Origin of the sequence: Methanohalophilus sp. WG1-DM, from assembly GCF_004104135.1 — an archaeon.
GTDB lineage: Archaea > Halobacteriota > Methanosarcinia > Methanosarcinales > Methanosarcinaceae > Methanohalophilus > Methanohalophilus euhalobius.
Genome location: NZ_RRBA01000001.1, coordinates 194,241 through 208,043, shown reverse-complemented (window position 1 = coordinate 208,043; position 13,803 = coordinate 194,241). Strand labels below are relative to the sequence as shown.

The 13,803-nt window shown below is 36.8% G+C and carries 14 protein-coding genes and 1 tRNA gene; 9 read left to right on the top strand and 6 right to left on the bottom strand.

What is annotated here, in order from left to right:
• Positions 1–191: 191 nt before the first annotated feature.
• Positions 192–410: a transposase gene (locus CI957_RS01055; protein WP_096711446.1), complete on the bottom strand. Its 219-nt coding sequence runs from the start codon at positions 408–410 to the stop codon at positions 192–194.
• Between the two features lie 162 nt (positions 411–572).
• Between CI957_RS01055 and CI957_RS10725 the strand changes: the two genes are divergently transcribed.
• Both CI957_RS10725 and CI957_RS01050 read left to right on the top strand, forming a co-directional pair.
• A complete protein-coding gene (locus tag CI957_RS10725; RefSeq protein WP_165868951.1) occupies positions 573–746 on the top strand; it encodes a hypothetical protein in 174 nt (57 codons plus the stop codon).
• 179 nt (positions 747–925) lie between these two features.
• On the top strand, positions 926–3,076 hold the full coding sequence (locus CI957_RS01050) for a hypothetical protein (RefSeq protein WP_096711447.1): 2,151 nt from the start codon (positions 926–928) through the stop codon (positions 3,074–3,076).
• Between the two features lie 527 nt (positions 3,077–3,603).
• On the opposite strand, the gene CI957_RS01045 is transcribed toward CI957_RS01050, so the two are convergent.
• Both CI957_RS01045 and CI957_RS01040 read right to left on the bottom strand, forming a co-directional pair.
• Positions 3,604–3,981 (bottom strand): DUF2283 domain-containing protein, encoded by a 378-nt coding sequence (locus CI957_RS01045; RefSeq protein WP_128754038.1) that lies wholly within the window; start codon positions 3,979–3,981, stop codon positions 3,604–3,606.
• Between the two features lie 64 nt (positions 3,982–4,045).
• Positions 4,046–4,531: a Csac_0668 family 2Fe-2S cluster-binding (seleno)protein gene (locus tag CI957_RS01040; protein WP_128754037.1), complete on the bottom strand. Its 486-nt coding sequence runs from the start codon at positions 4,529–4,531 to the stop codon at positions 4,046–4,048.
• 279 nt (positions 4,532–4,810) lie between these two features.
• Between CI957_RS01040 and CI957_RS01030 the strand changes: the two genes are divergently transcribed.
• The 4 genes from CI957_RS01030 to CI957_RS01015 all read left to right on the top strand — a co-directional run bounded on the left by CI957_RS01030 (position 4,811) and on the right by CI957_RS01015 (position 9,291).
• Entirely contained in the window at positions 4,811–5,851 is a 1,041-nt protein-coding gene (locus tag CI957_RS01030; protein ID WP_164908988.1) for an AAA domain-containing protein, read from the top strand.
• A 185-nt stretch (positions 5,852–6,036) separates the two neighbouring features.
• Positions 6,037–8,058, top strand: coding sequence for an AAA domain-containing protein (locus CI957_RS01025; protein WP_128754035.1), 2,022 nt, complete (start codon positions 6,037–6,039; stop codon positions 8,056–8,058).
• 143 nt (positions 8,059–8,201) lie between these two features.
• Positions 8,202–8,606 (top strand): hypothetical protein, encoded by a 405-nt coding sequence (locus CI957_RS01020; RefSeq protein ID WP_206631022.1) that lies wholly within the window; start codon positions 8,202–8,204, stop codon positions 8,604–8,606.
• A gap of 64 nt (positions 8,607–8,670) precedes the next feature.
• Positions 8,671–9,291, top strand: a complete 621-nt coding sequence (locus CI957_RS01015; protein ID WP_128754034.1) for a hypothetical protein — start codon at positions 8,671–8,673, stop codon at positions 9,289–9,291.
• Between the two features lie 79 nt (positions 9,292–9,370).
• Here CI957_RS01015 and CI957_RS01010 read toward each other — a convergent pair.
• A tRNA-Leu gene (locus CI957_RS01010) sits at positions 9,371–9,455 on the bottom strand.
• Between the two features lie 101 nt (positions 9,456–9,556).
• Here CI957_RS01010 and CI957_RS01005 point away from each other — a divergent pair.
• Positions 9,557–10,318, top strand: a complete 762-nt coding sequence (locus CI957_RS01005) for an MBL fold metallo-hydrolase (protein WP_128754033.1) — start codon at positions 9,557–9,559, stop codon at positions 10,316–10,318.
• 2 nt (positions 10,319–10,320) lie between these two features.
• Here CI957_RS01005 and CI957_RS01000 read toward each other — a convergent pair whose 3' ends face one another.
• Both CI957_RS01000 and CI957_RS00995 read right to left on the bottom strand, forming a co-directional pair.
• Positions 10,321–10,971 carry a metallophosphoesterase gene (locus CI957_RS01000; protein ID WP_206631021.1) on the bottom strand — a complete coding sequence of 217 codons (651 nt, stop codon included), beginning with the start codon at positions 10,969–10,971 and terminating at the stop codon, positions 10,321–10,323.
• A gap of 9 nt (positions 10,972–10,980) precedes the next feature.
• Positions 10,981–11,739 carry a TIGR00266 family protein gene (locus tag CI957_RS00995; protein ID WP_128754032.1) on the bottom strand — a complete coding sequence of 253 codons (759 nt, stop codon included), beginning with the start codon at positions 11,737–11,739 and terminating at the stop codon, positions 10,981–10,983.
• Between the two features lie 136 nt (positions 11,740–11,875).
• Between CI957_RS00995 and trmY the strand changes: the two genes are divergently transcribed.
• Positions 11,876–12,478 carry a tRNA (pseudouridine(54)-N(1))-methyltransferase TrmY gene (trmY, locus tag CI957_RS00990; RefSeq protein ID WP_096711454.1) on the top strand — a complete coding sequence of 201 codons (603 nt, stop codon included), beginning with the start codon at positions 11,876–11,878 and terminating at the stop codon, positions 12,476–12,478.
• A 25-nt stretch (positions 12,479–12,503) separates the two neighbouring features.
• Positions 12,504–13,796, top strand: a complete 1,293-nt coding sequence (locus CI957_RS00985) for a tRNA pseudouridine(54/55) synthase Pus10 (protein ID WP_128754031.1) — start codon at positions 12,504–12,506, stop codon at positions 13,794–13,796.
• Positions 13,797–13,803: the final 7 nt, after the last annotated feature.

Here is a 13,803-nt window from a genome sequence, read left to right as displayed (position 1 = left end):
TATATGCTTGCTATTTTCCTGAATCCCATTTTCAATCATGCAAAGACTCGTTCTATTGTCTCCTTTTCCTATATGACTCATATTCAAGTCTTGTAGGTCTTCCTCTTTTAGGATATTTCCGATTCCTGATATTAATAGGGATGTTACTTTTTATCGCTCTGCGCCTCAGATATTTCCTGATGTTTATCTCATCATAAGCAGAATCTGCAAGTACTTCTAACGGTCTGGTTCTTGGGTCTTCCTTCAGTTTTGATCTTTATATTTTCCATGACCTCAACAAAGTGGTTTCTGTCATGTTCTCCATTGATGACCTTACGGTCATCAGCCCTCTTTCTTCCAGTTATTGGCTGTGGAGGTAAAAACTGTTTGATGTATTTCCATTGTTCATCAGGGAGTTCTATAAACTCCATAAATTTCCCCTCATACAATTATTGTACGAGGTTGTATTCATACTTTTGAAATGGACTCCTATGTGGTGGTTGGGGAGGGGATTTTGTTGTTTATGTGACAGATAATACTTTCACAGGACTCTCACTAAAGTGATATTATATTGGGAATTGAATGGATTCGATATGAAAAATGAATTTAGGGATATTATTGGTAACTGGTGGGAAGGGGCGAGGAAGTGTATTGACGGACAAGGTAGGAAATCGATATGGGGAGGTTTATTGCAGGCCTCGGTACTTAAGGGTATAGGTGACTGCGGGATGGAATATTTGTGCATCTACTGGGTACCTGAATCGTAATAACAGTCGTTGTATTGAAATTTTGGGCATTATTAAGAATAAAAAAATGCACCGTGAAGAGAAAGTTATATATACTTTCATCTGTGAGTACATAAGGCACAGTATGAAGAAAATTATATTTTCTGTTGACTTTGAGATTTCACAATCGCCTTCATGGTGATTGTAGTGAAGTGGTTTAAATGGAAAAATTAAACGTTGAATTAGAAAATTGTTATGGTATTCGTGAACTTACTCATACCTTTTCATTCGAAGGGTCAAAATCAAATCTAATTTATGCTCCAAATGGAACTATGAAAACATCTTTTGCAAAAACATTTTTGGACACCTCCAGGGGTATAAGTCCAAAAGATGGTATATTTGAAGAAAGAATAACCACATGTCGAATTACAGATGAAACTGGCTCTGAAATTGATCCAAAAACAATATTTGTAATAGAATCAGAAAGATCAGAATATTCTTCAGAAAAAATGCCCTTATTATTGGCAAATAGGCAACTAAGATCAAAATATGAAAAGACTCGTAAGGATATTACCACTAGTAATGCTGAGGTAAGGAAAAAACTACAAAAAATATCAGGAATGAGGAATGGAATCGAAGAAGAAATATGTGAAACATTTGGCTTCTCAGATATTCTGGAGTGTTATACAACAATATTACCTATTATAAATAATGATGAACAACCGCTAATAGATGAAGGAAAATATAAAAGTTATTATAATCCCAAAATAGTAGCATTCCTAAATGATGAAAAATCGAAAGAACAAATTGATGAATATATAAAAAAATATAACGAACTGATCGAATCTTCTGGTTTCTTGAAAAAAGGAATTTTCAATCATACTAATGCTACTGATGTTGCTAAGCAATTAAAATCAAATAAATATTTTGAAGCAAATCATAAAATCGTGTTGGATAATTCTGGCAATCCGATTGAAGTAGATGATCCGAAGAAATTTGAAGAAATTCTGAATGAAGAAATTACACGAATCCTTAAAGATAAAGAGCTTCAAAAGCGGTTTGAAGAAATTGATCAAGCATTAACTAAAAACGCAGAGCTAAAGGCATTCCGAGAATTTTTAGAAAATAAACCAAGTATATTACCAGAGTTGAAAAATTTAGCTGAGTATAGAAAGAAGATATGGATTTCCTATTTCAAACAAATTAGTCAAGAAATTTCAAATCTTGTACATTTATATGAAGAGGGTAAAAAACCAATTGCAGAGATGATTGAACAGGCAAAAAAAGAAAATACTGAATGGAAACGTGTTGTCGAAATATTTAATAGTAGATTCAGCGTCCCTTATACTCTATCAGTGGTAAACCAAGAGGATGTTATTTTACAAGATGAGGTACCAACAATTCATTTTGAATATAATGATCAAATAGATAAAAAGAGACTTCCTAGATCTGAACTAGTTCGTTCTTTAAGTACTGGTGAAAAAAGAGCATTATACATACTTGACATTATATTTGAGGTAGAAGCAAGAAAAATTGAAGGAAATGATTGTTTATTAGTAATAGATGATTTAGCGGATTCATTCGATTATAAGAATAAATATGCGATAATCCAGTACCTTGATGATATAGTAAAGTATGATAACTTTTTAGCAATTATTCTATCACATAACTTTGATTTCTTTCGTACGATTCAAAGTAGACTAGGAATACCGAGAAATTCAACTTACATGGTTTTAATTGACAATACTAAAGTTGAACTTAAACCATCTGAGTTTTTAAATCCCTCTAAATTTATTCAAAAGTGGCAACGTCAATATCATGAAAATCCTAAAGTATTTGTATCGTTAATTCCTTTCGTAAGAAATCTTATTGAATATACTAAAGGAGTAGACGACTCCGATTTTTTAAAGCTAACAAGTTTATTACATTATAAAGCTGATACAGAATCAATCCGTACATCTGATATCTTAGAAATCTATAACAAAATCTTCAATAATACTTTCACAATACAAGATGATAAAGTAATTGATATCATTCTTAATCAAGCTGAAGCTTGTTTACCTGTTGATGAAAGCATTAATTTAGAAACGAAATTAATTTTGGCAATTGCAATTCGACTCTTGACAGAGAAATATATAATAAAAAAAATCAATGATCAACAATTTGTCAATAACATAACTAGCAATCAAACATCCACACTTATTAAAAAATTAAAAGAAATTAATCCAAATGATGAAAATTTGGCTGTAATTGATGGAGTGAACCTTATGACTCCAGAGAATATACATTTTAATTCTTTTATGTATGAACCACTAATTGATATTTCATCAGCAAATTTAAAAGATTTGTACAAGGATGTTAAAGCATTATGAATCATAGTTAAGAACCTAACATTTATAACTTTTCAATCATATTCAATCTATACATATTAATTCTTTTATTAATGTATTCCTTTTTTGAATTTTTGGTTTCGATTTTTTGTTGTAATATTATCTGCTCATTTATTATTTGCAATATCAGATGAGTTATTTAATAGTACAAAATTATTGAGAGAATTCATTGCGTGAATATAATACAATTCTAATATATTTATACTAAAAAGCATACAAAAAAATTGGTTTTAGCAATAATTTGTAAATTATAAAGCATTTACTTATGTTCAAATTTTTTTAAAATATTATTAAACCCTAATACTGTGCGTACAAATAATGCAACCTGCCATATCCCAAAAAAAGCGACACGATGCGAGGAATTCAAACCCTCAAACTCCTTCCAAAACAGATCTCAAGTGAAGTGAGAAAAATCAAAGGCAAAGTTGGGTCGGGTGGATTCAGCAGTTCGGGTTTTTCAAGTGCTATATTTTTTGATCGAAACACCAGCATTGAAAGGTAAGTAAAAATCATGCCAGTGCCAGGGTGGTTGACCCCGGCGATAAATTCATCTCGTTGTTACCTGTAACGGAAACAGTCTTTGCAACGGGATGATTCCTTTTTACAAAAGTCATTTTAAGGTTGAGAGTAAGTTTACCGTCTTCTACTTCAAAATTAACATTCAGTTCCACAGGTTCACGCATCTCATATTTACTGATATTGAATTTCCTGGATGCATCAAGTATTTCAATGCCGACAAACTTGTTATTTTCGTCCACGTCAAGGATGATATCATCTAACATTAATGAGGATTTGTATTTGCGGTCCTGAGGATAGATGTACATACTGTCATTTATCCAATCGTAATCAAAATGGCTATGTTCATAATGGACTACATCGCCGCTCATTTACTTTATCCTCCTTTCTACTTCCTGTGGAAAACATGTCACCAATGAAATATTTTAAATTATATTAATCAATTAATGTTTTATCTATAATTCCCTGTATTGTGTGATGGCAACATTTACCTGACGGATTATTTATTTGACAATTTGGATTAGTCATTGCTCCTGTGATTTCTAAAACTTCTTTCATATTAGTTGCATTATCATTAATCACAGCGTTTATAACTTGTTCTTCTGTTACTTTACTACAATAACAGGCATATTTCGGGTTTGCACCTTTTTTAAACCATATTGGTACTTTTACATCACTTTTTTCGAATTTAACTCTGAAATCATTGTTATAATAAGAAATCTTGCAATCTTCATTCATACATAAATAATAGTCAAAATCACCTATATTTTCTAACAGGTCATCACATATCATATGTCTTACAGTAATATTTTTTACAAAACTACCTGGAACGTTACAAACAGGACAGGGACTACCATTGTCCTTAATATTGGTTTTTAAATTTGTTTCACATGGTATGACATTAAGGTTAATTCCGTTCATTTTTTGGATCTCCTTTTGTACCTGTCATTATCATTCTTCCCACATCTCCAACCTTTCCTTAACATGAGTATTAAGAGTAAATGGCTTATCAGTTTTAGCATTCTGCTTCGTGTAATGCAAAGTACCCTTAGAAATTTCCATCTTCTTCAATTCAAAGGAGTAGAAACATGTAAATATATTTATATTAGAAGGTATGATACTTCTTACGTTTATATTGCAAAAAACGTTGTTTGTCCCATAATTTCAAAATAAGGTTCTATGAGTATGCAATTTTGTGAAGTGGAAAATAAAGGATATCCAAAGAATTTTAGAGAATATACATCTATTTTTCAGCAGGCTTTGAAGCAAGAAATAGAGGAGTTAAAAAAAGATGTAGGCGGCAGGGGTTTAAAATATTATAAAGGCAACCTCTTGTTCTCAAGTTCAAAACAGTTTGTATACAGATTTCTAAATGATTCAATTCCCAACATACCTGACGACACTCCAATTGATACTTTTATTGACAATCGCCACCTGAATGGGCAAATTGTATCTACAGATATCGAAGGAATAAACATCTCTCTTGAAGAAAATATGGGAGATATAATTCCAGAAATTACTATCAAAACTTCCAGATCGAAATTACCTGAATTACTCCTAGATAAATTCAACAAAATCAACTCAGGAGAAGTGGCAGTTAATAAGGAAAGTTGTATGAAGCTTTTTTCTTCAGAAAAATCAGAAAAAATAGACAATTCGATTTCTTCATTAAATCTACATAAATATAAATACCAACCAAATTCAGAACAAGCTAAAGCAATTTTACAATCACTCACAAAAGAAGTTACTTTCATATGGGGGCCACCAGGTACAGGAAAAACATGGTCATTAAGTATAATCCTTGATCAGTTGGTAAATTCTAATAAAAAAGTACTGCTTACTTCCCATACTAATCTTGCAATCGATGAAATTTTATTAAAATATACTGAGAGTCTAAGTGATGATGAAATCATTGAAGATGGGAAAATAATTAGGTATGGAACCCCTACCAAAAAGAATCCAAAATTTGATAAACTTATTTTAGAAAATATTGTTCAGAAAAAAGCAGAAGAAAAGAACAAGCAAATTCAATTAATTGAAAAAAAGATCAAATCTCTTGAAACAGATTTAACTAAATATCAGAATCAAAACATAATCGATATATTGGTAGAATTGGAAATAGTAAAAAACAATCGATTACAAACAGAAAATGAAATCTCAAAATTACAGAGATCAATACATGAATTAAATGATGCAAATGATAGAATTGAGGATACAATCAATAAAAAAAGCAATATTTAAAGAAAATAGAAAATGCAAATGCAATTAAGAAATTTTTTTCAAAAAATAAAACTGAAAAGATAATATCTGAAATAGAGCAATCTAATAAAAATATTACTACAAATAATGATGAAAAAAATAATCTAAAAGAGAATCTTTGGATTTTAAAACGAAACAGAGATTTTGAAATCGGCACAATAAAGAACATGAAACGGAATTTAGAAGTTGTTGCTAGTTCCCTTGACATGCCAGATCCTAATAAATTGTCTCTTGAAAAGATAGACGAAGAAATAAAAAAACATAGAAATATAGAAATACAAGAGTATAAAAAAGAAATCAATAATATTTCTAATAGTATTAGTAAAATAGAAGATGATGTGAAAGATAATGCCCTTGTAATTGGCTGCACACTTACAAAAGCATATTTAGATCCCAAAATATTCAATGATAAGTTTGATGTCATGGTGCTCGATGAAGCGAGTATGGCCACTTTACCAACCCTTTTTTTTGCATCTACACTTGTGAATAAAACACATTATATTTTGACTGGAGATTTCAGACAACTTCCACCCATTGTAAATAGTGAGGGGTCTTCTGCTAAAATGTGGATAGGCAGAAATATTTTTAGACATGTTGGAATTGAAGATAGTGTAGATTCTGGAAAAAAAGATGAACGTCTAGTGATGCTCAAAGAGCAATATCGTATGCATCCGAATATTGTCCACCTGATTAATGAACCCATGTATAAAGGAGAATTGGAGACAAATCATGAAGCCATAATAAGGATCAAAAAAATAACAACCAAAGCTCCATTCAAAAATCACCCTCTTGTACTGGTTGACACATCCACTATGAACCCATGGTGTAAAATTCCAAAAATGGGATCTCGTGTTAATCCATATAATGCATTTCTATCTACCATTCTTGCAAAAATGGCTTTAAAAAATGGTATCAAGAGTGTAGGAATTATCACACCTTATAGAGCTCAAGCAGAGCTGATACAAACATTTCTTGATGATGAAGAAATTCCTAGAAAAAAAATAATGGCTAGCACAATCCATAAGTTTCAAGGAAATGAGAGAGAATGCATAATATTTGATATTGTTGATGGTCCCCCACATAAAAGAGGTAAGTTACTAAAAGGACCGTTTGGCGACTCCAATGCTGGTAATTTAATTAATGTAGCAATTTCTCGGACTCAAGGCAAATTCATTTTTGTAGGAAATAGTCAGTACATTCAAAATAATTTCAAAGAAAATGATGCTATTTCATTCACCCTTAACACCATCCAACGTCATGGTAAAATCATTGATTCCAGAGATATTTTACCATCATATTTTGATAAAGATTCCGATGAACAAAGAGATTCAAAAAATAATAATAAGTTGATTAGTGAAGAAAATACAGTATTTTTGAATGAAAACAACTTCTATCGTATTTTTAAGATGGACTTGGAAAAAGCACAAGACTATGTCATTATTTTTAGCCCATTCATTACACATAATAGAATGGGCAAACTGATGGATACATTTAGACTTTTAGTTGACAAAGGTGTAAGTGTGTACTTAATTACAAGAAAACCAAAGTATCAAAGTTCTAGTAATCAAGATTGTGAAAATCTACTTGAAGACATACAAGATATAGGGATATCTGTAATAGTTGCTTCAAATGAGTTGGAGGTATATGAAAAGTTTCATGAAAAAATTGCATTCATCGATGATGAAGTTTTTTATCATGGGAGTTTAAACATTCTATCTCAAAATGATTCATCAGAAAGCATGATTAGAATTCACTCCGCAAATGTGGTTAAAGAATATAAAAAGTACTTTAACATAAAAAAAATAATTCAGAAATATGAACATCCTTTTCCCAATTCAAAAATAGGAGGAAAACAATCCCCTATATCCAATCCAACCTCTTTGATTAAAGATATTGAAAAAAAAGTTTTGGATCAAATGCATTTTGAAGAATGCAGTGGTTGCCAATCACAACTTATATTAAAATACGAAAAAGATGATTTGGTTCTTGTTTGCCCAAATTGTTCAACAAAAAAATGTATTAAAAGAAAAATTATTCCTAGGTCCATAATTGGAAAAGCAGTTGGTTCAATGAATATGTCTTGTGAAAAATGCAACAAGGGTAAAATGCGTTACAAAGTCGGAAAGTATGGTCCTTTTTTGTCTTGCAATCAATATCCACAATGTAGGAGCACTGTAGATCTTAAGTAAAAGTCTTTTCTAATGTGCGGGGTTTTTTATTGCTTTTTCGGCACCATCCCGGCAAGAAAATAAAATTAGATTTCTCCTTTATGTATAGCTAGTATGTAAGCAGCGAAACTACGAATGTATAGAGTGTCACCGAATTTTTTCATATGCTCAATCATATCGACGCCCCTTTTGCCAAAGATTACCAGAAGATCGTCTATAAGCCTTTTATTGATTATCAGACAGGAGAAATCAGGCAAGGATCTTACTATTTCAAACCATTAAGCAATACAATTCTTGAGTATGTGGATCATCCAGAGCATAAGTTTGTTGGTGAGATTGGTATTCTTGCAAGGAAGCATACTGATATTGATGATCAGGAGTTGGATGTTGCAAGGCCTCAGAAATTCATTAACAAACAGGAGATAATGGATAATATTCTAAATATGTCTCAAAAACAGGCTGAGGATTTAGGGGTTTCTAGATGTAGGTTTCAGGGGATCAAGAATAGGATACGGGAGGATGGAGATCTTAATTTAAATATTCCTGCTGTAAGGAGGTTGATTAACTAAACTATGCAAACAAATATATGGCAAAAATTTAACACTATTCAAAAAGTAATTGCAAGTGATACTTATGATTGATAAGTTTATAAATGACAACATAAATATTTTTGTTGTATTTGGATTTTTCATGGCGTTAGCAGGTTATTTTTCTAACTCACTAAAAACATTAGAAAATGGTTTTGGTTTCATTTTGAACTTGGGTGTTGTTTCTTCACTTGCTATTTCTATACTCTTATGTGCTGTTATATTTAAGAATCTCTATAATTATCCATCAGAAAACTATACTACTATCCAAATTTCAGATTTTAGTTTAGAGAATCTAGAACGCTTTCTATTTGCAATCCCATTTTTGTTAATTATCTTAACATTATTTATGTATATATTTAAAACTTATAATGCAGAAACATATCTTATTTTAATTCTATTGGCATATATTATCTCTATTCCTTTATATGTAAAATTGTATGAGATGATATTCTCTTATAGTCATCCATATACTGTTCCTATTTTAATTATGGTAGTATCAGCAATACTTTATAATTTATTGGATAATTATAATTCATTAATTATTTTAATCATACAGGCAATTCTCAGTACTTTTGCAAGCATGTCTTTGCTCATTGTATCTGTAACATTTATTCAAGATATAAAAAGTATGGTTGATAGATTAAAAGAACATATTAGCAGATAAATAAAATTATATCTTATTATCAGTAAGCAAATTGTGGGAGTTCACTTTTTCAGATATACCTATAACCCCAAAAAAGCGATGCGAGGGGAGGGATTCGAACCCTCGAATTCCTTCGAAACCGGATCTTAAGTCCGGCGCCTTTGACCGGGCTGGGCAACCCTCGCAGGAAGATGTGTAGAATTAGCCTTTGCCGGTTGGTTGGATGAATGAGCTTTATAAAGCCATTCGGAATCCATAATTAGAGTTAAGTTACTTAAACCTTATTATGGTAGGCATGAAAATACAATTCCTTGGTAGCGGTGTGGCAATCCCCAGGCCCGGCAGGGTGCAGTCCGGGATTGCAGTTGAGACTGAAAACGGCCGTTTATTACTTTTTGACTGCGGGGCCGGGGTGCTGCAGCGCCTCTTTGAGAGCGGGCGTGATCCCCGGGATGTTGATGCAATCATCCTGACCCACCTGCACCTGGATCATGTGGCCGATGTCCTGCCCCTGCTCAAAAGCCGCTGGTTGTGCGAGAAAAACGATTGTGTCATCTACGGGCCAGAGGGTACCCGGGACTGGCTGGACGGCCTGTTCGGGCTGTATCCCTATTTACAGGGCAGGTTTGACCTCTCCGTCACCGAACTCAAACCCGACCGGCAAATCGTACTTGACGGTAGTGACTGCCGGCTCAGCTGTGCCGCAGGAGTGCACAGCGTACTCTCCCTGGGTTACAGACTCGAGGACGGAGGGAAAATAATGGTATATGCCGGGGACACCGAACCCTGTGACTCCCTCATGGAACTGGCACAGGGAGCCGATATTCTCATCCACGAATGTTCGTTTCCCCCAGGCTTTGACGTCGACTGCCACACCACACCGAATATGCTGGCCCCCTATCTCGAAAAACTTGATGCAGGCAAACTCTACCTGACCCATCTCTACCCTCAAATGCAGGGGCATGAACAGGAATCACTGGAATACCTGCGCAGCCGATTCAAAGGTGAAGTGCACATCGCCTCGGACCTGCTGGAAATCGACCCCTGAGATCAGACCTGCAGCATCTCGATATCCAGTTTGCCCGACTTTTCATCCAGTTCGATAAGGGCAGCCGAGCCTTCCGAAGCCATACCGGTGTTCACGACAGTTGTACCGGCCACTTCCATGACTCCCTTGTCCTCATGGATATGGCCACAGACGATCAGGTCCACCTTGCCCAGCATGTCGGCTACAGCTTTACAGCCCACATTGCCGGCTTCGATGCGATCCAGTGTGCAGTAAGGGGGTGAATGGGACAGCAGCACCAGATAATCGCCCATCTGTCTTCCTTCAGCAGCCAGTTTGTCCAGGGTTGCTGCAATTTCCTCCTCTTCGATTTCGTAGGGAGTTTTGAAAGGTGTGGGGTTGGACCCGCCCATCCCTATGAAAGCCACATTTTCCATGGTCCACAAACGCTCGTGGAGATTTATGGCCTTTGACTCATCCAGAAGATTGCAGATACTTTGCAGGTCACAGTTGCCCGGAATGGCCAGGGTTGGTTTGTCAAACATTCCCATCATCTCCAGGGCCTGCTCATCCGGCCCGAAGTTGGTAATATCTCCTGCAACCAGTATCAAATCCATATCCCCTGCCCTGTCAAGTATGGCAGGGATGCGTGTAAAATTCCCGTGTGCATCGGACATTGCAATTATACGCATCATTTATGCTCCTTAGAAGTTCTTATCGCCGCCGAGGATACCGCTCAAGCCGCCGCCTTCGCCCCTGTTACTCTGGGAACCAAGGCCTGTGGCAGCTGCAATCCTGTCAGCCAGCCTGGAGAATGGCAGGCTCTGCAGATACACCGTACCGGGACCTGATACCGTAGCAAGGACCACTCCTTCTCCGCCAAACAGTGCATTCTTAAATCCGCCTACCAATTTAATGTCATAGTTCACAGATTCAGAAAAAGCCACAAGACAGCCGGTATCCACACGCATGGTCTCTCCTGCATCCAGTTCTTTTTTGATTATCGTTCCACCGGCATGCACAAAGGCCAGGCCGTCTCCTTCAAGTCTCTGGAGGATGAAACCTTCTCCCCCGAAAAGACCGGCACCGATTCTCTTGGAAAATGCAATGCCCACCTCTATACCGTTGGCCGCACAAAGGAAAGCATCTTTCTGGCACAGGAAACTTCCACCAACTTCTGACAGGTCTATAGGAATAATCTTGCCCGGGTATGGTGCACCAAATGCGACCCTTTCCTTACCGTCTCCGTCATTGGTAAAGGAAGTGATGAAGAAACTCTCACCGGTAACCATTCTCTTGAGTCCCTTGAAAAGTCCACCGCCTGTTGATGTTTGCATTTTGATGTCCTGGCCCATATACATCATAGCTCCAGCCTCTGCCCTCACACTTTCTGAAGGGTCAAGTTCGATCTCCACAAGCTGCATGTCATTCCCAATAATATTGTAATCGATTTCGTCTGCCATTTGTGTGACTCCTGTTGGATTTACAATAATTTAATATTCTTTAAATTTATATACCTGCTTCATTGGCAAAATACATAATCAAATTTAAATAGTACTGCACATTTTATCGGCATCAGAAATTGAAAGGATAACCACTATGAAACACTTTCTCATTATTGCCCATAAGGCGCATACCGCCGATGATTTTTCCCTGAATGACCTGCCTGGTTCTGCCGGCAGGATGGATATACTGTGCAGGTGCGTAAATTCAGCCCTTTTTCTCTCCCATGACCTGCGCCGAGACGTACAGATTCACCTCCTGCTCCTCGGAGAACCCGACCCTGGCAGGGTTATCAAATTTGACGGGGAGACCGTACGTTACCTGAATCCGGATGAACGAAGTAGTGGCTCTCTTATCAAAAAAGCCCTGGATAAGGATTCTTCTGACTTTGAGATTCGTTCCACACCCGGTGTCACCGTGCGTGATGCAAACCTATCCACCCTCCTTTCGGAATTCAAGCAGCAGGGTTGCTCCCTTTATTATCTGCTTGAAGACGGAAAGGAAATCCGGGAAGAAACCCTGCCCAGGGGGGATATGGTCTTTATTTTGGGTGATCACAGCGGTGTTACCGAAGAAGAAGAGGCAGAGATAGAAAAAGCCGGTGCAATAAAACTTAATATAGGCCCGATCTCGCTTCATTCGGACCATTGTATTACAATTTTACACAACGAACTTGACCGCAGGGAAAAAGAATATTAACCTTTTTGCTATTGGAAGTGAATACATGACCATAATGCAAACAGCAGCCCGAATCATTGAGGAAGGTCCAATATGCGACAATTGTATGGGCAGGCAATTTGCCCGCTTGCTTACCGGCCTGACAAATGCTGAAAGAGGAGAGGCTATCAAACTATCCCTCTCTTTAGAAGCTGCACGCCTGATGAAAGAAGAAGGCTATAAGGATTTACTTGAAAAACTCGCTCTTTCCAACTCCTACGCATGTAAGACACTGGATGCCTCCTGTGAAGAAGAGGAATGCTGGGTATGCATTGGGCTTTTTAACAATCTGGATGAATGGGTGGACAGAGCTATAAAGGCTCTTGAAGGAATCGAGTATTCCACTTTTGTCGTGGGTACAAAGGTTAGCGGACTGCTGGCTGAGAATGAAGAGATCCTCTGGGCTGAATGCGGGGCTGATTATGCCGAGCAGCTGAAAACTGAACTTAACAGGGAGATCGGAAAACGCCTGGCAGCCCGCAGCGGCAAAGAAGTAAACATCAAAATGCCCGATGTTGTTGTTATTCTTGACATAGCAGAAGAAGATATTATACTGGAAATCCGCTCGGTTTATGTTGAAGGTCGCTATCGCAAACTTGTGCGTGGCATACCCCAGACCCGATGGCCCTGCCGCAAATGCAAGGGAAAGGGATGTCAGAGCTGTGATAATACAGGAAAACAATATCCCGAATCCGTGGATGAATTGGTTAGTGAACCTGTAATTGAAGCATTTGACAGTGATGACACTAAATTCCACGGTGCTGGAAGGGAAGACATAGACGCCTTAATGCTCGGTGCAGGTCGCCCATTTGTAGTTGAAGCTATAAATCCGGGTAAGCGTAACTACAATCTTTCTGATCTGGAAGAGCAAATAAACAGTAAAGCTGACGGGAAAATTGAAGTTGAAGGTCTCAAATTTGCGGACAAGGCCAGAGTTCAGACCCTCAAGAACTCTACGGCGGATAAAGTTTATAAGCTTAAAGTTACATTCAGTGCCCCTGTTACGGAAGACGCCATCAGGACTGCTCTTGAGGACCTCCAGGGTAATCTAATCGAACAGCGCACGCCTCAAAGGGTGTCGCATCGAAGGGCTGATCTTGTAAGGAAACGTCAGGTGCATTCGATAGAACTTCTCGAATATCATCAGGATCATGCAATAATCAGGGTTGATTGTGAAGGCGGGCTTTATGTGAAAGAGCTTATATCCAGTGACGAGGGACGCACGACTCCGAGCCTCACCGGTCTGCTTGGAATTGATGCAGTGGTTGAAGAACTTGATGTGGTCGATGTGAAGATTTAACCGGATT

Coding starts and splice junctions, on each gene's coding strand:
- CI957_RS01055 (WP_096711446.1), bottom strand. CDS start 410: ATGGAGTTTATAGAACTCCCTGATGAACAATGGAAATACATCAAACAG.
- CI957_RS10725 (WP_165868951.1), top strand. CDS start 573: ATGAAAAATGAATTTAGGGATATTATTGGTAACTGGTGGGAAGGGGCG.
- CI957_RS01050 (WP_096711447.1), top strand. CDS start 926: ATGGAAAAATTAAACGTTGAATTAGAAAATTGTTATGGTATTCGTGAA.
- CI957_RS01045 (WP_128754038.1), bottom strand. CDS start 3,981: ATGAGCGGCGATGTAGTCCATTATGAACATAGCCATTTTGATTACGAT.
- CI957_RS01040 (WP_128754037.1), bottom strand. CDS start 4,531: ATGAACGGAATTAACCTTAATGTCATACCATGTGAAACAAATTTAAAA.
- CI957_RS01025 (WP_128754035.1), top strand. CDS start 6,037: ATGAAACGGAATTTAGAAGTTGTTGCTAGTTCCCTTGACATGCCAGAT.
- CI957_RS01020 (WP_206631022.1), top strand. CDS start 8,202: ATGCTCAATCATATCGACGCCCCTTTTGCCAAAGATTACCAGAAGATC.
- CI957_RS01015 (WP_128754034.1), top strand. CDS start 8,671: ATGATTGATAAGTTTATAAATGACAACATAAATATTTTTGTTGTATTT.
- CI957_RS01005 (WP_128754033.1), top strand. CDS start 9,557: ATGGTAGGCATGAAAATACAATTCCTTGGTAGCGGTGTGGCAATCCCC.
- CI957_RS01000 (WP_206631021.1), bottom strand. CDS start 10,971: ATGATGCGTATAATTGCAATGTCCGATGCACACGGGAATTTTACACGC.
- CI957_RS00995 (WP_128754032.1), bottom strand. CDS start 11,739: ATGGCAGACGAAATCGATTACAATATTATTGGGAATGACATGCAGCTT.
- trmY (WP_096711454.1), top strand. CDS start 11,876: ATGAAACACTTTCTCATTATTGCCCATAAGGCGCATACCGCCGATGAT.
- CI957_RS00985 (WP_128754031.1), top strand. CDS start 12,504: ATGACCATAATGCAAACAGCAGCCCGAATCATTGAGGAAGGTCCAATA.